The organism is Gulosibacter massiliensis (genome assembly GCF_900626105.1).
In the GTDB taxonomy this organism is placed as follows: Bacteria; Actinomycetota; Actinomycetes; order Actinomycetales; family Microbacteriaceae; genus Gulosibacter; species Gulosibacter sediminis.
The window spans coordinates 1344149-1361996 of the sequence record NZ_UYZX01000001.1 but is presented as its reverse complement, the minus strand read 5'-3'; the positions used below and the strand labels follow the sequence as shown (position 1 = coordinate 1361996).

Annotated in this window: 19 protein-coding genes; 10 read left to right on the top strand and 9 right to left on the bottom strand. The window is 69.0% G+C overall.

Features of this window, described 5'->3' with window-relative positions; genetic code table 11:
- Positions 1-36: 36 nt before the first annotated feature.
- The 4 genes from EJL01_RS06635 to EJL01_RS06620 all read right to left on the bottom strand — a co-directional run bounded on the left by EJL01_RS06635 (position 37) and on the right by EJL01_RS06620 (position 3063).
- Positions 37-1089, bottom strand: a complete 1053-nt coding sequence (locus tag EJL01_RS06635) for a UDP-N-acetylmuramate dehydrogenase (protein WP_125106786.1) — start codon at positions 1087-1089, stop codon at positions 37-39.
- Positions 1086-1508: a MaoC/PaaZ C-terminal domain-containing protein gene (locus EJL01_RS06630; RefSeq protein WP_125106785.1), complete on the bottom strand. Its 423-nt coding sequence runs from the start codon at positions 1506-1508 to the stop codon at positions 1086-1088. Before EJL01_RS06630 ends, EJL01_RS06635 begins: the two co-directional genes overlap by 4 nt.
- Positions 1509-1510: 2 nt before the next feature.
- On the bottom strand, positions 1511-1963 hold the full coding sequence (locus tag EJL01_RS06625; RefSeq protein ID WP_125106784.1) for an FAS1-like dehydratase domain-containing protein: 453 nt from the start codon (positions 1961-1963) through the stop codon (positions 1511-1513).
- A 143-nt stretch (positions 1964-2106) separates the two neighbouring features.
- Positions 2107-3063: a class II glutamine amidotransferase gene (locus tag EJL01_RS06620; RefSeq protein ID WP_164509737.1), complete on the bottom strand. Its 957-nt coding sequence runs from the start codon at positions 3061-3063 to the stop codon at positions 2107-2109.
- Positions 3064-3148: 85 nt separating this feature from the next.
- Between EJL01_RS06620 and EJL01_RS12965 the strand changes: the two genes are divergently transcribed.
- The 4 genes from EJL01_RS12965 to EJL01_RS06605 all read left to right on the top strand — a co-directional run bounded on the left by EJL01_RS12965 (position 3149) and on the right by EJL01_RS06605 (position 6097).
- Positions 3149-3298 carry a hypothetical protein gene (locus EJL01_RS12965; protein ID WP_164509736.1) on the top strand — a complete coding sequence of 50 codons (150 nt, stop codon included), beginning with the start codon at positions 3149-3151 and terminating at the stop codon, positions 3296-3298.
- 110 nt (positions 3299-3408) lie between these two features.
- Positions 3409-3861 (top strand): MarR family winged helix-turn-helix transcriptional regulator, encoded by a 453-nt coding sequence (locus EJL01_RS06615; RefSeq protein WP_125106782.1) that lies wholly within the window; start codon positions 3409-3411, stop codon positions 3859-3861.
- Between the two features lie 68 nt (positions 3862-3929).
- Complete coding sequence (locus EJL01_RS06610; RefSeq protein ID WP_125106781.1) at positions 3930-5189, top strand: MFS transporter; 1260 nt, start codon at positions 3930-3932, stop codon at positions 5187-5189.
- 128 nt (positions 5190-5317) lie between these two features.
- Complete coding sequence (locus EJL01_RS06605) at positions 5318-6097, top strand: MarR family winged helix-turn-helix transcriptional regulator (RefSeq protein ID WP_125106780.1); 780 nt, start codon at positions 5318-5320, stop codon at positions 6095-6097.
- Positions 6098-6223: 126 nt separating this feature from the next.
- Here EJL01_RS06605 and EJL01_RS06600 read toward each other — a convergent pair whose 3' ends face one another.
- Positions 6224-6742 carry a hypothetical protein gene (locus EJL01_RS06600; RefSeq protein ID WP_125106779.1) on the bottom strand — a complete coding sequence of 173 codons (519 nt, stop codon included), beginning with the start codon at positions 6740-6742 and terminating at the stop codon, positions 6224-6226.
- 96 nt (positions 6743-6838) lie between these two features.
- Here EJL01_RS06600 and EJL01_RS06595 point away from each other — a divergent pair, with 96 nt between their 5' ends.
- Genes EJL01_RS06595 through EJL01_RS06585 form a run of 3 tightly spaced genes read left to right on the top strand, consistent with a single transcriptional unit; the run spans position 6839 to position 9602 of the window.
- Positions 6839-7252 carry an arsenate-mycothiol transferase ArsC gene (locus EJL01_RS06595; RefSeq protein ID WP_125106778.1) on the top strand — a complete coding sequence of 138 codons (414 nt, stop codon included), beginning with the start codon at positions 6839-6841 and terminating at the stop codon, positions 7250-7252.
- Positions 7253-7307: 55 nt separating this feature from the next.
- Positions 7308-9113 (top strand): family 20 glycosylhydrolase, encoded by a 1806-nt coding sequence (locus EJL01_RS06590; RefSeq protein ID WP_164509735.1) that lies wholly within the window; start codon positions 7308-7310, stop codon positions 9111-9113.
- Positions 9114-9173: 60 nt separating this feature from the next.
- Entirely contained in the window at positions 9174-9602 is a 429-nt protein-coding gene (locus EJL01_RS06585) for an organic hydroperoxide resistance protein (protein ID WP_125106776.1), read from the top strand.
- On the opposite strand, the gene EJL01_RS06580 is transcribed toward EJL01_RS06585, so the two are convergent.
- On the bottom strand, positions 9599-9877 hold the full coding sequence (locus tag EJL01_RS06580; protein ID WP_125106775.1) for a hypothetical protein: 279 nt from the start codon (positions 9875-9877) through the stop codon (positions 9599-9601). The genes EJL01_RS06585 and EJL01_RS06580 overlap by 4 nt on opposite strands.
- A gap of 147 nt (positions 9878-10024) precedes the next feature.
- Here EJL01_RS06580 and EJL01_RS06575 point away from each other — a divergent pair, with 147 nt between their 5' ends.
- The 3 genes from EJL01_RS06575 (at position 10025) to EJL01_RS06565 (ending at position 14836) form a co-directional block, all read left to right on the top strand.
- Positions 10025-10801, top strand: coding sequence for an HAD family hydrolase (locus EJL01_RS06575; RefSeq protein ID WP_328744314.1), 777 nt, complete (start codon positions 10025-10027; stop codon positions 10799-10801).
- Entirely contained in the window at positions 10798-13329 is a 2532-nt protein-coding gene (locus EJL01_RS06570) for a glycoside hydrolase family 65 protein (protein WP_125106773.1), read from the top strand. The genes EJL01_RS06575 and EJL01_RS06570 overlap by 4 nt, the downstream gene beginning before the upstream one ends.
- A 70-nt stretch (positions 13330-13399) precedes the next feature.
- Positions 13400-14836, top strand: coding sequence for a protein adenylyltransferase SelO (locus EJL01_RS06565; RefSeq protein WP_125106772.1), 1437 nt, complete (start codon positions 13400-13402; stop codon positions 14834-14836).
- A gap of 16 nt (positions 14837-14852) precedes the next feature.
- Here the strand turns inward: EJL01_RS06565 and EJL01_RS06560 are convergent, their stop codons facing one another.
- The 3 genes from EJL01_RS06560 to EJL01_RS06550 all read right to left on the bottom strand — a co-directional run bounded on the left by EJL01_RS06560 (position 14853) and on the right by EJL01_RS06550 (position 17771).
- A complete protein-coding gene (locus EJL01_RS06560; protein ID WP_125106771.1) occupies positions 14853-16448 on the bottom strand; it encodes an AMP-binding protein in 1596 nt (531 codons plus the stop codon).
- Between the two features lie 269 nt (positions 16449-16717).
- Positions 16718-17197, bottom strand: a complete 480-nt coding sequence (locus EJL01_RS06555) for an FBP domain-containing protein (protein WP_125106770.1) — start codon at positions 17195-17197, stop codon at positions 16718-16720.
- 268 nt (positions 17198-17465) lie between these two features.
- On the bottom strand, positions 17466-17771 hold the full coding sequence (locus tag EJL01_RS06550) for a hypothetical protein (RefSeq protein ID WP_125106769.1): 306 nt from the start codon (positions 17769-17771) through the stop codon (positions 17466-17468).
- Positions 17772-17848: the final 77 nt, after the last annotated feature.

Here is a 17848-nt window from a genome sequence, read left to right as displayed (position 1 = left end):
GCACTTCGAGTGTCGCGCAGCAGCCGCGCGAACGCACTACAGCTGCAGGCCGATCAGGTTCGGCTCGGGGATGAGTTCGACGCCGAACTCGGCGAGCACGCGGGCGCGCACATAGCGCGCGAGCTCGGCGATCTGCTCGGCCGTCGCATCCGCGTGGTTCGTGATCGCGAGCGTGTGCTTCGACGAGATCGCGGCGCCGCTGCCGGGCAGCGCGAATCCCTTCTTGACGCCGGCATGCTCGATGAGCCACGCCGCCGAGAGCTTCACGAGTTCGAGGCCCTCGGCGTCCTTGCCCGCCTCGAAACGGGGCGCGCTCGCCGGCAGCGCCTCGCTCGCGAAGCTGCGGCGCACGATCGGGTTCATGAAGAACGAGCCGCTCGAACGCGTGTCGACGTCGCTCGGGTCGAGCACCATGCCCTTCGAGGCGCGCAGGCGCAGCACGGCCTCGCGCTGCTGCGCGACCGGCACACGCTCGCCGAGCTCGACGTCGAGCGCTTTCGCGAGTTGCGCGTACTGTACTGGGGCGCCGTCGGTCGAGTCGACTTCGCGCAACCGCAGCTCGACCGCGAGCACGAGCCCGAGGAGCTCCTCGCGCTTGAGCGCCGAGGTGCGGTAGCCGAGGCCGAGGTCGGCGGCCGCGACCCAGCGACGTTCGCCGGCATCCGCATCCGCCACCTCGACGCGCACGAGCACGTCGGCGAGCTCCTGCCCGTAGGCGCCGATGTTCTGCACCGGCGTCGCGCCGACCGAGCCGGGGATGCCCGCGAGCGCCTCGATGCCGCTGAGCCCGCGCGCAACGGTGGCGTCGACGAGCTCGCTCCATGACTCCCCCGCATGGGCGACGACGATGACCTCGCCGCCCTCGCCCGGGCGGTACTCAACACTGCGGGTCGCGACCCGCAGCACGGGGCCGTCGAAGCCGTCGTCGCTCACGATCGTGTTCGAGCCGCCGCCGATGACGAGGAACGGCTCGTCGCGGTCGGCGAGGTCGAAGTACGCCTCGGCGAGCGCGTCGCGGGTCACGGGCTCGATGAGATCAGCCTCGGCCTGCGAGACCTGCATCGTCGTCAGCTGCGCGAACGTCGTCATGCGGTGAACTTCGCGCGCACCTGCGCCTTGGTCAGCACCGTCTTGTCAGCGAAGCTCACGGTGAGGTCGATGCGGCCGATGCCGTCGTCGCCCGCCTCTTCGCCGACCGTCGCGACGATCTGCACCTCCGCTCCCCCGCTCGCATCGACGAGCACCGGGCGTGTGAAGCGCACCTGGTAGTCGACGACGCGGCCCGGGTCGCCGAGCAGCTCGATGACCGGCTGGATCGCCGCACCCATCGTGAGCATGCCGTGCGCGAGCACGCCGGGCAGGCCGACCTCGACCGCGATGTCGTCGCGGTAATGGATGGGGTTGAAGTCGCCGGATGCGCCGGCGTAGCGCACGAGCGACTCGCGCGTGAAGTGCAGGGTGGTTTCGAGCAGCTGCTCGCCCTTGGCTGCCGTTTCGAGGATTGCCATGGTTAGTTCGCCCCTTCCCCGCCGACCACGAGCGTCGCGTAGGCGGTCACGACGAGCTCGCCCGCCGCATCCGTCAGCCTGGTCGTCGCCTGGATCATCGCGTTGCCGCGCACCGCGCGCACCGTCGTCACCTCGAGCTCGGCACCGAGCTCGTCGCCCGCGACGATCGGGCGCTCGTAGGTGAAGCGTTCGTCGCCGTGCACGACGTTCTTGAGTTCGAAGTCGGCCATTGGGTCGGTGAGCAGCAGCTGCAGGCCGCGGTCTTGCAGCACGGCCGGGTAGGTCGTGGGCGCGACGACGTCGGCGTAGCCGGCCGCGCGGGCCGCCTCGACATCGAAGTGGATGGGGTTGCTCGCGAAGACAGCCGCCGCGAAAGCGCGCACGTGCTCGCGCCCAACGAGATAGGGCTCGGCGAGCGCGAAGCGTCGGCCGACGAGATCCGGGTTCACAGTCACCCCGCCAGTCTAGGCGCCGCGGAAATGCGTTGTTTTTCCCAACGTAAGAAGGCCATGAGGTTGAGGCCCCTTATCGCCGTCTCAGGTCGGGAAAAACGACGCATTGCAGCGACGCTAGCTGGTGGTGGACATAGCCGGCGGAGCTAGCTGGCGCGGAGCTGGCGGTGGCGCGCGAGTTCGTCGATCGTCGAGTCGTTGAGGGCGGCGTGGCCGCGGCGCGACGCGGTCTCGCGAATGCCGAAAATCTTGCGCTGCGACAGCTCGAGCGTGTCGAGGTCGATGCGGGTGATCGTGTCGTCGGGCACGCGGCTCCAGCCGGCGAGGTTGATGCCGGTCGACGAGAACACGGTCGTGCCGTCGGGCCGCTGCAGCATCGCGAGCTTGTAGTAGTTCTCGTCGTGGTCGTCGGGCAGCAGCGCCGGGTCGATGCCATACGAGCGGAAGTCTTCGTCGGTGACGTGCGCCGTCGAGTTCGCGTGAATCACGATGAGCTCGGCGTCGGTGAGCACGACGGCGTTGAGGCTCGCGTTCGGGAACGTGCGACGGAGCCGCTGCACGGCGCGCACAACGCCCTCGGCGACGGTGCCGCCACCCTCGCGAATCTGCTTGCGCACATACGAGAAGTAGAGCTCGGAGTCGGTCGTGCCCGACACGGCGCGCAGTTCCTCCTCGCTGAGCAGCTCCTCGAAGCGCTCAACGGGAATGATCGAGCCGTTGTGGGCAAATGCGATGCCGTTCGCGACGAAGGGGTGCGTGTTCACCTTCGTGCGCTTGAGCCGGTCGGTCGCGAGCCGCAGGTGCACGAGTCGCGAGTACGACGGCACGCTCTCGAGCGCGGCCGTGAGCATCGGGTCAGCCTGGCCGGGCGTCGAAACGCGCGCCGACTCAACCTCGGGCAGCTCTTCGCCCGGGCCCGACGCGAGCCAAGCGGTGCCCCACCCATCGTTATGCACGCTCGTCATCTGCTGGAAGGCCTCGGCGTTGGCCTCGCCGATCACCTCCGAGACGGTTGTCTCACTGGGTGCGGCGTAGGCGAGCAATCGGCACATGTGCAGGCTCCCCTCGTTGGTTGCGGTGTCGTCGCGGGCGCGGCGATTCATCCATTGTCCCGCGCGACCGGCCGCCCGTCGAGCGCGCGCGACGCCGCGCGTAACACTCACGCCACAACTGCGAGAGAATAGCGGGGTGATTTTGGGTATGGATGGGCTGGCTGCGGGCGCCGGCGAGGCCGCGAGCGCGGTGTCCTGGTGGATCGGCGGCATCGTCGTCGCCGTCATCTTCGGTGCGATGGTGTGGCGCACGGTGCACCGCAACCGCATGAAGAAAAAGAAGTAGCCCCAGCCCTCCCGTTGAGCACGCGGCACTCGCCCCGGGCGACCGCGGCGTCAGCATGCCGATACGCAGATACATTGACTATTTATATAAGTTAGTTATATGTTTCTTGCGTGACAGATCCGCACGACCACAACCGCGTCGCCGCCCGCCTCGTCATGTACGGCAGCCGCTTCGCGACCTATGCACGCCTGCGCGCCAGTGAGCCGCGCTCGGTCGTCGCCCTGCGCATCCTGTCGCTGCTGCAGCAGCTCGGCCCGATTCGCATTGGCGACATCGCCCTCCGCGAGCGCTTGTCGCAGCCCGCGATCAGCACTTCGGTGACCAAGCTCGAGGCGGATGGGCTGGTCGCCCGCGAGTCCGACCCGACGGATGCGCGGGCGACCGTCGTGCGCCTCACCGAGGCCGGCGATGCCGAGATCCGCGCGTTCCGCCTGCGCGCAGGCGAGGCGGTGCGACCGGCGCTCGAGCAACTCGACGAGGACGAGTGGGTCACGCTCGCGCGGGCCACCGACATCCTCGAGCGGCTCACCATCGACGAGCCGCCGCATCCACACCACCACTAATCCAATCGCTGCCCCGCACGCCGCTGCGCACTGCCCCCGACGTCAGGACACCAACCCGAGAAAGCGAAATGTCCCAAGACACGCAGCCACCTAAGTCGTCACTTCTCAAGCAGCCGCTCTCAGTCTGGGCGATCGCCTTCGCCTGCACCGTCTCATTCATGGGCATCGGCCTTGTCGACCCGATCTTGCCGGCGATCAGCAAGGAACTCGACGCGACGCCGTCGCAGACCATGCTGCTGTTCACGAGCTACCTGCTCATCACCGCCGTCGCGATGTTCTTCACGAGCTGGGTCGCGAGCCGTCTCGGCACGAAGCGCACGCTCATCGTCGGCCTCGTGCTCATCATCGTGTTCGCCGCTCTCGCCGGTACGTCGGGCAGCGTCGACACGATCATCGGCTTCCGCGCCGGCTGGGGCCTCGGCAACGCGCTGTTCATTTCGACCTCCCTCGCCGCCATTGTCGGCGCCTCAGGCGGCAGCGGCAGCGCGATCGTGCTCTACGAAGCCGCGCTCGGCGTCGGAATGGCGCTCGGCCCGCTGCTCGGCGGCGCGCTCGGTGAGGTGTCGTGGCGCGGGCCGTTCTTCGGCACGGCAGCACTCATGGCCATCGGCTTCATCGCCATCGCGACCCTGCTGCGCAAGCCGACCGAGAAGCCGGTGCCAGTGCCGATCTCGGCGAGCTTCAAGGCGCTGCGCAACCCGACGCTGCGCTCGCTCGGCATCACGGCCCTGTTCTACAACTTCGGCTTCTTCACGATCCTCGCGTACTCTCCCTACCCGCTCGAGGCGGCCGCCGCGGCGCAGGGGCTGGAGTTCGGCGCGCACGAACTCGGTCTCGTGTTCTTCGGCTGGGGCCTGCTGCTCGCGATCACGTCGGTACTCGTGGCACCCGTGCTGACGCGCAACTTCGGTCTCGTGAAGACGCTGTTCTCGATGCTCGTGCTGCTCACCGCGACGCTCGTCGTCATGGCATTCTCGATCGGCAACCTCACGGCGCTTGTCTGCTGCGTTATCGTCTCGGGCGCGTTCCTCGGCGTGGTCAACACCGCCCTCACCGAGACCGTCATGGAGGCGACCAACCTGCCGCGCCAGGTGGCATCGTCGACCTACTCGGGCATCCGCTTCCTCGGCGGCGCGATCGCACCGGCCGTTTCGGGCCCGATCGCCGAGGCCATGGGCGCCGAGTCGCCGTACTGGTTCGGCGCGGCCGCCCTCATCGTCTCGATCGTCGTGCTCGGCATCTCATCGAAGCGCCTGCAGCAGATCGGCCGTCCGCACGAAACCGCGCAGGAGGAGGCCCAGACCATCTCGGCCGGCGACGCCGCATAGGCCGTCGCACCCGCATCCTGAAGGTTTCACAGGTACCTGTTGCAATTTGCGACAGGTACCTGTACTTTTATCTGCAGGTACCAATTGAACAGGTACCAGCAGCTTTCACCAACCTGAAGGAGAACCTCATGGAAAGCCACGAACTCTATCGAAAGTTCCGCGAGGCGGCCCGCCTCATGCGCCCCCACCCGCACGGTGGGCCCCACGGCGGCCCGCACGGCCCCGCCGCCGACCCGACCCGCGGCCAGGGCCGCATCCTCGCCGCCCTGAAACTGCAGGACGGCATCGCGACGAAGGACCTCGCGTTCATTCTGGGCATGCGCGTCGCCTCGCTCAACGAGGCGCTCGTCAAGCTTGAGAAGACCGAACTCATCACCCGAGAGCCGGCCGACGACGACAAGCGCGTCATCCTGATTCGCCTCACTGAGGCGGGGCGGGCGACCGAGCAGCTCGTGCCCGAGCGCCCCGACGCGTTCTCGAGCCTGAGCGACGACGAGCGCGAGCAGCTCGCGAGCATCCTCGACCGCGTTATCGAGCAGCTCGAGCAGCAGCGCGCCGAGCAAGGCTGGGATGCTCCCGACGCCGAGTTTGACCGCTGGAGCGAGCAGGCACGACGCCGCATGGGCGACGAGCGCTTCGAAAGCTGGATCGGCCGCATGGCTGAGTCCGAGCCCGAGAAGTACGACCGCCTCCGCCGCGGCTTCGAGCGTCACGGTCGCGCTGGCCACGGCCCGCACGGTCATGGCCCGCGCGGCGGCTACGGTCGTGGCTTCGACCCGGAGTTTGACCGGGAGCGCGCCGACCGGCGCGGCTTCGGCCGGGGCGGGCATGGCCACGGCTTTGACCCGGATGCGCGCGAGCACCACCGCCGCGGTCGCGGCCACGAGCGCGGCGGCTGCACCCGCTAGTTCGCCGCAGGCCCAGCTAGTTCGCCGCAGGCCCAGCTAGCGCACGGCACCACCGCGAGCGCGCCGTGAACCGGCGACCAGTCGGGCCAGCATTCGTTCGCCGCCACGTGTGCGCTCGACCCCGCGTCAGAACAGCGCGGAGAACGGCACGTTGAAGTCGTGGCAGAGCCGCGAGTAACGTGCCGCGAGCAACATGCCCGAGTAGCCCGACGCAACCATGCCGCCGGTGCCGACGAAAGCGAGCACCTGCTCGGCCCGAACATCCGCGAAGAGCCAGAGCCCCACCCCAACGACGACGCAGAGCGCCCCCATGCCCCACGAGAGTTGCATGCGGGGCGCTCTGCGCCACCACCACATCGTGCCCGACGACCGCAGGCCGTCGGCGCCGGTCTCGCCGCTCGCGACGCCGGCGCGGCCAACGGCCCGGTTCGCGTGCCACAGCTGCCGCGCGCCACGGCCGCACAGCGCGAGCCCGAGCAGCGTGAAGGCGACGTAGACGACGTTCGCGCGAATCGACGTGCCCCAAAACGGCAGCCACACCTGCGTGCACACGACAAACACCGCCCCGAGAATCAGCGGCCACGGCGCAAGCGCGACCGCCTTGGGTCGCCATTGCTCAGGCACCTGGTTCACCGCGTCACTCATGCGTCCCAGCGTACGAATCGGCACTGGATGCGCGGTGACCGGCCGGCACGCGGCGCGCCCGGGCGCATCCCCACCCTCCCGTGCCACCATGCCTCTATGAGCGAGACGCCAACCGTACTGTTCATTTGTGTTCGCAATGCCGGCAAGTCGCAGATGGCCGCCGCCACGCTGCGGCAGATCGCCGGCACTTCCGTCGCGGTCGCTTCGGCGGGCACCGAGCCCGGTGACGCGATCAACGAGCTCGCACGCGAGGTGCTCGAGGAGCATGGCGCCGACCTCGAGCGCGAGGCCCCGAAGCAGCTCGACTCCGAGCTGCTTCGCCGCGCCCACCGCGTGATCGTGCTCGGCAACGAGGCACAGGTCGAGCCGGTTGACGGCATGCGCGCGAGCATCGAGCGCTGGGTCACCGACGAGCCCTCCGAGCGCGGCATCGATGGGCTCGAGAGGATGCGCCTCGTGCGCGACGACATCGAACGGCACGTGCTCGAACTGTTCTCCGAACTGCGCTAACCACGCGACCACCTCGGGGTGGGATGCTGGAGGCGCACGTCTTGGGGGTAAGCACATGCACCGTCGTTCGTTTTCCGCAGGCCGACCGCGCCGCTGGCGCTGGCTGACGGCCGCGCTGCTCGCCTTCGCCGTCGCGCTGGGCTCCCCCGGCCTCGCCCTCGCCGAAACCGCGCCACAGACCGAGTCGGGTGCCTGGCCGCAGATGGTGCCGCCACCGACCACCGTGACCCCGCGCCTCGGGTACTGGGCCCCGAGCGCGAGCACGCACATCCTCATCACCGACGACGCCCTCGCGGGCGAGGGTGCGCGCCTCGCCGAGGAGCTCGCCGCGCTCGGCCTCACCGACGCGGCGCCCGAGGTCGCCTACCTCGCTGACGCGTCGCTCGCCACCGAGGCCGACATCGTGCTCGGCCTCGACGACGCCTCGCTGCTCACGGTCGACGACAGCGTGACGGTCACCGGTCCCGACGCCGCCGGCGTCTTCCACGTCACCCGGCCGCTGCTGCAGCAGCTCGTCGCGGCGGGCGACATCGCGAACGGCGACTACGAGTTCAGCTTCCCCGCCGAGCAGATCCGCGCCGCGCACATCGACATCGCGCGCAAGCACTACCCCATCGAGGCCCTCGAGTCGCTCGTGCGCCAGCTCAGCTGGTTCGGCTTCACCGAGCTCGAGCTGCACTTCTCTGAGAACGAGGGCTTCGCGATCGAGTCGACGACGCATCCCGACATCGCCTCGCCCGATGCGCACTCGCAGGACGAGATCCGCGAGCTCATCGAATACGCGAACGCGCGGCACATCCGCGTCGCACCATCGCTCGACATGCCGGGCCACCTCGACCACGCGCTCGATGCCTACCCCGAGCTGCGCCTGCACGACGCATACGGCGGTAACGTCTTCGGCGCCCTCGACATCACGAGCGACGCCGGCGTCGAGTTCGCGCACGAGCTCATCGGCGAATACACGGAGCTGTTCGAGCAGCCCGATATGCCCGGCCCCGTGCCGTGGAACCTCGGCGGCGACGAGTTCGTCGACTTCGCCGACACGGCCGAGGTGCAGGCACTCACCCAGGCCGCACAGGCGAAGTTCGGCGCGCAGGCCACCGCCTACGACGCCCTCACCGACTTTGTGAACACCACCGCCGCGCTGCTCAGCGACGCTGGCTACCAGCCCCGCGTCTGGAGCGACGGCATGCTCCGCTCGGGCAGCGTCGCCCTCGATACCAGCGTGCAGGTGGCGTACTGGACCCAGCGCCCGCCCGGCGCCGTGCCCGCGAGCGACTTCGCCGCGGCGGGCTACGAGCTCGTCAACGTCAACGACGAATTCCTCTACTTCGTGCTCGGCGAGCGCGTCGGCTACGCGTACCCCACTGGTGAGTCGATCCTCGCGGGCTGGGACGACACCGTGTATCCCTCGGTGCAGGGCAGCCCCGACCTCGTCGAGGCGAGTTCGGGCGGCATGTTCGCGATCTGGAGCGACATTCCCGATGCCCTGACACCGGATGCGCTGGTCGAGCGCGTGCGCGCGCCTCTCGCCGCGATGTCGGTCAAGTCCGCCGACCCCGCGAGCACGCTGAGCTTCGCCGATCTCACGAGCCTGCTCGACGACATCGGCGCCGCGCCCGAGGTCGCACAGGTCAAGGTGCCGGATGCGCTGGCCACGATCGCGCCAACGCCGACCGCGACTCCCCGGCCGAGCGCGAGCACCGTCCCCACTGACGAGGGCGAGCGGGGCAGCTCGGTCATCGTGTTCGTGCTCACCAGCGTCGGTGTGCTCGTGTTGGTGAGCGTCATACTCGTGCTGCTGACCCGGCGACGCTCACCAGTGCCCGCTCCATCTCGTAGGTCTCCACCCCAGATGTGAACGCTCTCAACAAGCGGCGCTAGGGTCGGGCTCCCAACCCACCAGCGCGAAGGAGCATCGATGATCGATTCCACTCTCTACACCGCCGAAGCCCTCTCGACCGGAAGCGGCCGCGACGGCCACGTGCGCACGACCGACGGCCGCGTCGACTTCGACATGGCTACCCCGCAGAGCATGGGCGGCTCGGGCGAGGGCGCAAACCCCGAACTGCTGTTCGCGGCCGGCTACGCCGCCTGCTTCCACTCGGCCTTGCACGCGGTTGCCCGCGCGCAGAAGGTCACGATCACCGACTCGACCGTCGGCTCGCGCGTCGACATCGGTTCGAATGGTGAGGGCGGCTTCGAGCTCGCCGTGCACCTCGAGGTGGTAATCCCGAACCTGCCGCACGACGAGGCACAGGCCCTCGCTGACGCCGCCCACCAGGTGTGCCCCTACTCGAACGCGACGCGCGGCAACATCCAGGTGACCGTCAGCGTCTCCGACGACTAGTCTTCGTCCTCCGCGTGGCTGCGGTCGGCGAACTCGTCACGCTGAAACACGAACTTCGTGTCTCGAATCGTGAAGCCTGAGCCGTGCCGCAGCCGCACGCCCTCGGGGGCGTCGTCGGTGGGTGAGCCATCGCCGGCCGATGCGGAGTGCGTGTCGCGCCGCGACGACAACCGAAAGTCGTCGCCAGCGTTGCGCGTGATCGTCGCGTGGTGCTGGTCGAGCCTGGTGATGACGATGCGGGAATGCCCCGCGCCCTGAACCGCCTCGTGTGCCATCTCGACCTCCATTGTCGGCGCGGCTCGAACATCTCAACGCGCGCCGCCCACCCGCGAAGCGCGTGAACTCGCCCCGAACGTGACCAAGCGACGCCGATGTTCAACATTCGCCAGCATTGATCGATTCACAGCCGCGAGGGGCGCACAATGGTCGACATGACCGCGGCAGCGAGCATCACCCCATCCCTCCAGCACATCCGAGCATTCTTGCTCGACCTCGACGGCGTCATCACGCCGACCGCCGAACTGCACCGGCACGCGTGGGCCGCCCTGTTCACCGAGGTCTTCGCACAGTACGGCGTCGCGCCGTACGAGGAAGCCGACTACTTCACCTACCTCGACGGCAAGCCGCGCTTCGATGCGGTGCGCGACATTCTCGCCTCGCGCGGCATCTCGCTACCCGCGGGCACGCCCGAGGATGCGCCCGAGCTCGAGACGGTGTGCGGGCTCGGCAACCGCAAGAACGAGCACTTCACGCGGCTGCTCGAGGACGACGGCATCGCCGCCTACCCCGGCTCGCTCGACTTCCTGCGCGAGCTCGCGAACCGCAGCATCCCGGCCGCCGTCGTCACGAGCTCACGCAACGGCCGGCGCGTGCTCGCGGCTGCCGGGCTCGGCGAGCGCTTCGACGTGATTATTGACGGCGTGCACGCGGCCGAGCTCGGTCTGCCCGGAAAACCCGCGCCCGACACCTACCTGCAGGCCGCGCGCGAGCTCGGCCTCGACGCCGCGCAGTGCGCCGTGGTCGAAGACGCCGCCTCGGGCGTCGCCGCGGGCCGTGCGGGCAACTTTGGCGAGGTGATCGGCGTCGACCGCGGCGCCGGCCACGACGCCCTTACGGTGCACGGCGCGACGCGCGTCGTCGACGACCTCGCCGAACTCATCCCCGGCCTTCGGGCCACCACGAAAGGTGGCGACGCATGACGAGCACCGACCGAGAGACCAGCCCGCTCGACCGTGCCTGCTATCCGCTCGACGAGTGGGCGCTCACCGAGACGCGCTTCGATGCCGAGCGGCTCGGCCACACCGAGACGCTCTTCGCCGTCGGCAACGGCTACTTCGGCATGCGCGGCAACATCGACGAGGGCCGCGAGGCCGGCGAGCACGGCACCTACATCAACGGTTTCCACGAGACGTGGCCGATTCGCCACGCCGAGGAGGCGTTTGGCTTCGCCAAGGTCGGGCAGACGATCATCAACGCGCCCGACGCGAAGGTGATCCGCCTCTATATCGACGACGAGCCGCTCATCCTCTCGACCGCCGAACTGCTCGCCTATGAGCGCCGACTCGACCTGCGCGACGGCGTGCTCTCGCGCGACCTCGTCTGGCGCACGCCGGGCGGCAAGCGGGTGCGCATCCGCTCGAGTCGCATGGTGTCGTTCGTTGAGCGCCACCTCGGCCTCATCGAGTACGAGGTCGAGCTGCTCGACAGCGATGCCTCGATCGTCATCTCGAGCCAGTTGCTCAACCGCCAGGACGGCGTCGACGAATACCGCGACACCGCGCCGAAGACGGCCGGCGAGCCCGCGACCTTCGACCCGCGCAACGCCGAGCAGCTGAACGAGCGCGTGCTCGAGCCGATCCTCCAGCGCGACGAGGGGGACCGGCTCATCCTCGGCTACCGCACGCGCAACTCGAAAATGTCGATCGCCTGCGCCGTCGACCACCGTATCGAAGTCACCGGCGAGGGCGAGCGCCCCGTGCACACCTCGACCGACCTCCAGCCCGACCTCGCGAAGCGCGTGTTCCGCATCAACGCGAAGAGCGGCGACGTCATTCGCCTCACGAAGTACTTGACCTACCACACGGCCGGCGTTGCGCCGGCGCGTGAGCTCGCCGACCGCTGCGGACGCACGCTCGGCCACGCGCTCGAGCTCGGGGTGGATGTGCTGCACCGCGACCAGCGCGAGTGGCTCGACACCTTCTGGTCGAAGTCCGACGTCGTGCTGCACGGCCAGCCCGAGCTGCAGCAGGCGATCCGCTGGGATCTCTTCCAGATCGCCCAGGCCGCGGCGCGCGCCGATGGGCTCGGCGTGCCAGCGAAGGGCGTGAGTGGCTCGGGCTACGGCGGGCACTACTTCTGGGACACCGAGATCTTCGTGCTGCCGTTCCTCACCTACACGCAGCCGACGATGGCCCGCAACGCCCTGCGCTACCGGGTGCGGATGCTCGACTACGCCCGTGAGCGCGCGGTCGAGTTGAACGAGCGCGGCGCCCTCTTCCCCTGGCGCACGATCAACGGGCAGGAGTCGAGCGCGTACTACGCGGCGGGCACCGCGCAGTACCACATCGACGCCGACATCTCGCATGCGATGTCGCAGTACCTCGCGGCCACGGGCGACACCGAGTTCCTGCTCGGCGGCGCCGTTGACGTCTTCGTCGAGACGGCCCGCATGTGGTACGACCTGGGGTTTTGGCGCACGAACGCCTCCGACACTTTCCACATCCACGGCGTCACCGGGCCCGACGAGTACACGACCGTCGTCAACGACAACCTCTTCACCAACGTCATGGCGCAGAAGAACCTGCGCACCGCGGCCGAGTCGCTCGAGCTGCTGCACGACACGCATCCGCTCGAGTACGAGCAGACCATCGACCGGCTTTCGATCTCGGCCGACGAGCCCGACAAGTGGCGGCGCGCGGCGCGCAAGATGTTCATCCCCCACGACGAGCAGGTCGGCGTGCACCCGCAGGATGCCGCATTCCTCGACAAGGAGATCTGGGACCTTGAGAACACGCCCGATTCGCAGCGGCCGCTGCTGCTGCACTTCCACCCGCTCGTCATCTACCGCTTCCAGGTGATCAAGCAGGCCGATGTCGTGCTCGCGCTGTTCCTGCGCGGCGACCGGTTCACGGCCGAGGAGAAGCTCAACGACTTCGAGTACTACGACGTGCTCACCACCGCCGACTCGAGCCTGTCCGCGGCGGTGCAGTCGATCATCGCGGCCGAGGTCGGGCACCTGCAGCTCGCCGAGAAGTACTTCCGTCACACGGCATTCGTCGACCTTGCCGACCTGCACGGCAATACCGACGTCGGCGTGCACGTCGCGTCGGCCGGCGGCATCTGGCTCGGCGCGGTCTGCGGCTTCGCCGGCATGCGCGACCACGGCGGCGAGGTGCAGTTCGACCCGCGCCTGCCCGACGGCTGGGAGGGCATCGACTTCAAGCTCCAGCTCAGAGGCGCGCAGGTGCGCGTCGAGCTGCGGCCCGAGACGATGACGTTCACACTCGAGTCGGGCACGTCGTCCGTCGTTCGCGTCGGCGTGCGCGGCGAAGAGGTGCTCGTGCGGGCGGATGCGCCGGCCACCGTGCCGCTGCGCGGCCAGGGCCCGCGCGTCGACCGCGAGCTCGGCATGCACACCCTCGCGGGCTGGCACCGTTCGGACGGCACGCTGCTCACCGCATCCGTGCCCGAGCCCTCGGGCAAGTACCAGACCACGAGCTGGGAGTGAGCGCGTAACGCCGCGACTTGCTGACGGCCGGCTGTGGCGGTGCCCAGCCGGCCGTCGTTAACTGGTGGGCATGCAGTTGCAGCATGAATTCGCCGATGCCCTGCCCGAGCTCGCGCAGCCGTGGCGGGCGCAAGAGATGCCGAATGCCGAGCTGCTCGTGCTCAACGAGTCACTCGCCGAGGAGCTCGGGCTCGACGTCGCGTGGCTGCGCGGGCCCGAGGGCCTCAGCTGGCTGACGGGGCAGACCGTGCCCGAGGGCGGGCAACCCGTCGCACAGATCTATTCTGGGCATCAGTTCGGCTGGTACGCGCCGCGGCTCGGTGACGGCCGCGCGCTGCTGCTCGGCGAACTCATCGACCGCGACGGGCAGCGGCGGGATGTGCACCTCAAGGGCTCGGGCAAGACCCCGTTCGCCCGCCGGGGCGACGGCCAGGCGGTGCTCGGGCCGATGCTGCGCGAGTTCCTCATGAGCGAGGCGATGTACGCGCTCGGCGTGCCGACGACGCGAGCGCTCGCCGTCGTCGCGACGGGCCACATCGTGCAGCGCGACTTCCCCGAGCGCGGCGCGCTGCTCGTCCGGGTCGCGAGCAGCCACCTTCGCGTCGGCAGCTTTCAGTACGCTCGCTCGCTCGACGAACCAGAAGCGTTGCGGCGCCTTGTCGACTTCGCGATCGAGCGGCACTCCCCCGCCGCGGCCGACGCCGAGGTGCCGGTGCTCGCCCTCTACCGCGAGGTGATTGCGCGCCAGGCCCGGCTCATCGCCGATTGGATGCGCCTCGGCTTCGTTCACGGCGTGATGAACACCGACAACGTGACGATTTCGGGCGAAACGATCGATTACGGGCCCTGCGCGTTCCTCGACGCCTACGACCCGGCGCTCTGGTTCAGTTCGATCGACGAGCACGGGCGGTACGCGTTCGCGAACCAGCCGGCGATCGCCGAGTGGGACCTCGCGCGGCTCGGCGAGGCGCTGCTGCCGCTCGTCGGTGAGGGCGAGGAGGCGGTCGCGCTCGTGACCGCCGAGCTGCAGCAGTTCGCGCCGCAGTACCAGCGGGCGTGGCTCGCCGGGATGCGCGACAAGCTCGGCCTGTCGGCCGACCTCTCTGACCCGCAGGTGGATGCGCTCGCGAGCGCCACGCTGCGGCTGCTGCAGGAGGAGCACATCGACTACACCGAGTTCTTCCGCGCGCTCGTGACTGCGGCGACGGGCGACGACGCCGCGGTCGAGCGACTTTTCGCCGACGCTTCGGATGTGCGCCCGTGGCTGCAGCGCTGGCGCGAGCTCACGCCCGACGCCGAGCTGATCGCGCGGAGCAACCCCGCGTACATTCCGCGCAACCACCTCGTCGAGGAGGCCCTCGCGGCGGCCGGCCGCGGCGACCTCGCGCCCTTCGGCGAGCTGCTCGAGGTCGTCACCGAGCCCTACGCCGAGCGCCCCGGTGGCGAGCGTTTCGCGACCGCGGCGCCCGCCTCGTTCGGGCCGTATGTCACGTACTGCGGCACCTAGCCGGCCGGCGCACTAGCTACGCGACCGCCGCCGCATCCCTCGCCCGCAGCTCGCGGCGCAGGATCTTACCCGAGCTCGACTTCGGGATCGCGTCGATGAACTCGACGAGGCGCACCTTCTTGTGGGGCGCGGCGTGCACCGCGACGAAGTCGAGCACATCCTGCTCGGTGAGCTCGGCGCCCGCCTGCCGCACGACGAAGGCCTTCGGCAGCTCGCCGACCTCCGGGTCGGGGAACGCAACGACGGCCGCGTCGGCGATGAGCGGGTTCGTGAGCAGCAGCGCCTCGAGCTCGGCCGGCGGCACCTGATAGCCCTTGTACTTGATGAGCTCCTTGAGCCGGTCGACGACGAACGTCTGCCCGTGCGCGTCAACGCGCACGATGTCGCCGGTGTGGAGGAAGCCGTCGGAGCCGATCGTCGCCGACGTCGCGCTGTGGTTGTTCATGTAGCCGACCATGACCTGCGGGCCGCGGATGAGCATCTCGCCGGGCTCGCTCAGGCCGTCTTCGGGCACCTCGATGTCGTCGCCGGTCTCGATGTCGACGACGCGCACCTCGGTGTTCGGCACGGGCACACCGATCGAGCCGCGCGAGAGATCGTCGCGGTCGCGCGGAATGACGTGGGTCACGGGGCTCGTCTCGGTCATGCCGTAGCCCTGCAGGATGCGCGTGCCGAGCCGCAACGCGACCGAGTTCGCGAGCTGCTCGTCGAGGGCCGCGGCGCCCGAGAGCACGAAGTCGATTGACGAGAGGTCGTACTGCGCGACAAGCGGGTGCTTCGCGAGGGCGACGGCGATGGGCGGCGCGATGAATACCGCGGTCGCCCGCTCGTCCTGAATTGCGCGCAGGAACTCGGGCAGGTCGAACTTCGGCAGCGTAATGAGCCGCGCGCGATTGCGCAGCGCGAGATTGAGCAGCACCGTGAGTCCGTAGATGTGCGTGAACGGCAGCACCGCGAGTACCCGGTCGTCGGGCTGGAGACCGATGGCGGCGTCGGCCTGCACGAGGTTCGCCACGAGGTTGCGGTGCGTGAGCATGACGCCCTTCGGCGCGCCCGTCGTACCCGACGAGAACGGCAGCACCGCGAGGTGATACTCGGGGTCGAAGGTGCGTTTCGGGGCGGTCGTCGCCGACGCGAGCAGCTCACCAAGGTTCGGGTAGCCCTCGGCGCCGTCGAGCACGATGACCTGCTCGTTTGCGATGCCGGCCGCGGCGGCCGCTGGCAACGACTGGCTGCCGAGCGCCGAAATCGTGAAGAGCATCCGCGCCCCCGCGGCGCGCAGCTGGTGCTCGATGTCTTCGGTCGTCGAGAGGGCTGCCACGGTCGTCACGGTGCCGCCGGCGCGGAGAATCGCGTGGAAGATCGCGACGAACGCCGGGATGTTCGGGGCGTGCAGCGCGACGACGTCGCCGGGAGCAATCCCCCGCTCGGCGAGCCCGCCAGCGATCGCATCGACCTGTGTCTTCAGCTCGCCGTAGGTCGTCGTGTTGCCGGTCGGGCCGTCGACGATCGCGACGCGGCCCGCATCCTCTTCATTCAGGTCAACGAAGATCGCCTCGTAGAGCGTTTCCGCAGGGATCTCGACATCGTCGTAGGGGCTCGTAAAGATCATGAGGACTCCTCACCGCGGCAACGTCGCCGCTGGTAGGGGCGGCTCGCGTCGTTGCGAGGTCGCCACGTGCAGGTTGCTCCAGAGCATAGTGACGACACCTGGTGTGCGCTCTCGGAAACGCAGGGAGCCCGCACGCAAGCGCGGGTTCAGCGGCAACTGGCGCCGTCAGCATCGTGCCAGTCCTCGATGACCGCGCCACCGGCCACGCACAGCAGCGGGCAGCGGGGCGGCACTTCACCCCACGCCGTCCCTATCCGCGCGGCGACCAGCTAGAGCTCGGCGGCAAACTTGGCCGCGCGCTCGCGCAAGCCTTCGATGCGCGAGGTGCGTGCCGCATCCATGTCGAAGCCGTCGTACGGGCTCGGCGGGTCATTGCGCACGTTGAACGAGCACTCGAAGTTCTTGCACACGTAGACCGCGACGGTGTTGCCGTTGCGGCCCGACGAGCCCGAGCGCTTCGCGTTCGAGAAGACGACGTCGTTCGGCAGGCGCACGTCGTGGCACCAGCCGCACAGCTGCGGCTTCGCGAGCGGCGGCTGTTGCTGGAACAGGATGCCGCGCACCTCGTCACCACCGATCGGCACGAAGGCGTAAGCGCGGCGGACGATGCGCGGGTCGCGCCAGCCGAAGTAGTCGAGCGAGTCCCAGTCGACCTCGTCGAAGTTCTCCGGCAGCGAGAGCTCCGTGCGATCCTTTTTCGAAGCGTTGATGAAGTTGGTGCGAATGAATTTTTCCGTGATCGGAATCATGATGATGGCCTTTCAAATGGCGCGCTGACGGCGCCGGCGTTGATGATCAGGACCGGCCGCCGGGCCGGTACGCCACGCAGATTGCGCAGCACGAGTCGCCAGCACCGCGCATGCGCGGAACCGGCCTGAGCGACGAGGTCACCTACCCGTGGCGGCAGCGCCGCCACAGCCTCCAGCCGCACTCTCGTGCTGAGTCATTGAAAACATCACCCGAGCACGTTACACCCGCGCCATCACGAGCGAACTGGTACGTTCGCTCGCCGCGCGACTACTCGCCGAGGTTCTCGACGTGCGCGCGGATCGCCTGCGAATCCTCGTCGTACCAACCCTTTTCACGCGCGAACTCGACGAGGCGATCGAGCTGCCCGGCGCGCTCGTCGGTGTCACCCTCCTGCCGCAGGAAGTCAGCCGACACCCAGAGGTGGTCGGCGTCGACGATGGGGATCACCGAAACGTGCGCCGTCGCAAGCTCGGTGAGTTCGACGTTCGTGCGGCCGCCCGCGTCGACATGGAAGCTTGAGAAATTGTCGGGCTCGTTGAGCGTGAATCCGTCGTCCTGTGCCGTAATGATCATGCGCCCACCCTCGCGGATGCGCCTGGCCAGCGCCTGTGACCCGTTACGTCGGCCACGGGTGCGGTGCTGGGCTCGCC

What these genes read in the sequence shown, in the direction of transcription:
- EJL01_RS06635 (WP_125106786.1), bottom strand. Translation starts at nt 1,089, where the DNA reads ATGACGACGTTCGCGCAGCTGACGACGATGCAGGTCTCGCAGGCCGAG.
- EJL01_RS06630 (WP_125106785.1), bottom strand. Translation starts at nt 1,508, where the DNA reads ATGGCAATCCTCGAAACGGCAGCCAAGGGCGAGCAGCTGCTCGAAACC.
- EJL01_RS06620 (WP_164509737.1), bottom strand. Translation starts at nt 3,063, where the DNA reads ATGAATCGCCGCGCCCGCGACGACACCGCAACCAACGAGGGGAGCCTG.
- EJL01_RS06610 (WP_125106781.1), top strand. Translation starts at nt 3,930, where the DNA reads ATGTCCCAAGACACGCAGCCACCTAAGTCGTCACTTCTCAAGCAGCCG.
- EJL01_RS06605 (WP_125106780.1), top strand. Translation starts at nt 5,318, where the DNA reads ATGGAAAGCCACGAACTCTATCGAAAGTTCCGCGAGGCGGCCCGCCTC.
- EJL01_RS06600 (WP_125106779.1), bottom strand. Translation starts at nt 6,742, where the DNA reads ATGAGTGACGCGGTGAACCAGGTGCCTGAGCAATGGCGACCCAAGGCG.
- EJL01_RS06595 (WP_125106778.1), top strand. Translation starts at nt 6,839, where the DNA reads ATGAGCGAGACGCCAACCGTACTGTTCATTTGTGTTCGCAATGCCGGC.
- EJL01_RS06590 (WP_164509735.1), top strand. Translation starts at nt 7,308, where the DNA reads ATGCACCGTCGTTCGTTTTCCGCAGGCCGACCGCGCCGCTGGCGCTGG.
- EJL01_RS06585 (WP_125106776.1), top strand. Translation starts at nt 9,174, where the DNA reads ATGATCGATTCCACTCTCTACACCGCCGAAGCCCTCTCGACCGGAAGC.
- EJL01_RS06580 (WP_125106775.1), bottom strand. Translation starts at nt 9,877, where the DNA reads ATGGCACACGAGGCGGTTCAGGGCGCGGGGCATTCCCGCATCGTCATC.
- EJL01_RS06575 (WP_328744314.1), top strand. Translation starts at nt 10,025, where the DNA reads ATGGTCGACATGACCGCGGCAGCGAGCATCACCCCATCCCTCCAGCAC.
- EJL01_RS06570 (WP_125106773.1), top strand. Translation starts at nt 10,798, where the DNA reads ATGACGAGCACCGACCGAGAGACCAGCCCGCTCGACCGTGCCTGCTAT.
- EJL01_RS06565 (WP_125106772.1), top strand. Translation starts at nt 13,400, where the DNA reads ATGCAGTTGCAGCATGAATTCGCCGATGCCCTGCCCGAGCTCGCGCAG.
- EJL01_RS06560 (WP_125106771.1), bottom strand. Translation starts at nt 16,448, where the DNA reads ATGATCTTTACGAGCCCCTACGACGATGTCGAGATCCCTGCGGAAACG.
- EJL01_RS06555 (WP_125106770.1), bottom strand. Translation starts at nt 17,197, where the DNA reads ATGATTCCGATCACGGAAAAATTCATTCGCACCAACTTCATCAACGCT.
- EJL01_RS06550 (WP_125106769.1), bottom strand. Translation starts at nt 17,771, where the DNA reads ATGATCATTACGGCACAGGACGACGGATTCACGCTCAACGAGCCCGAC.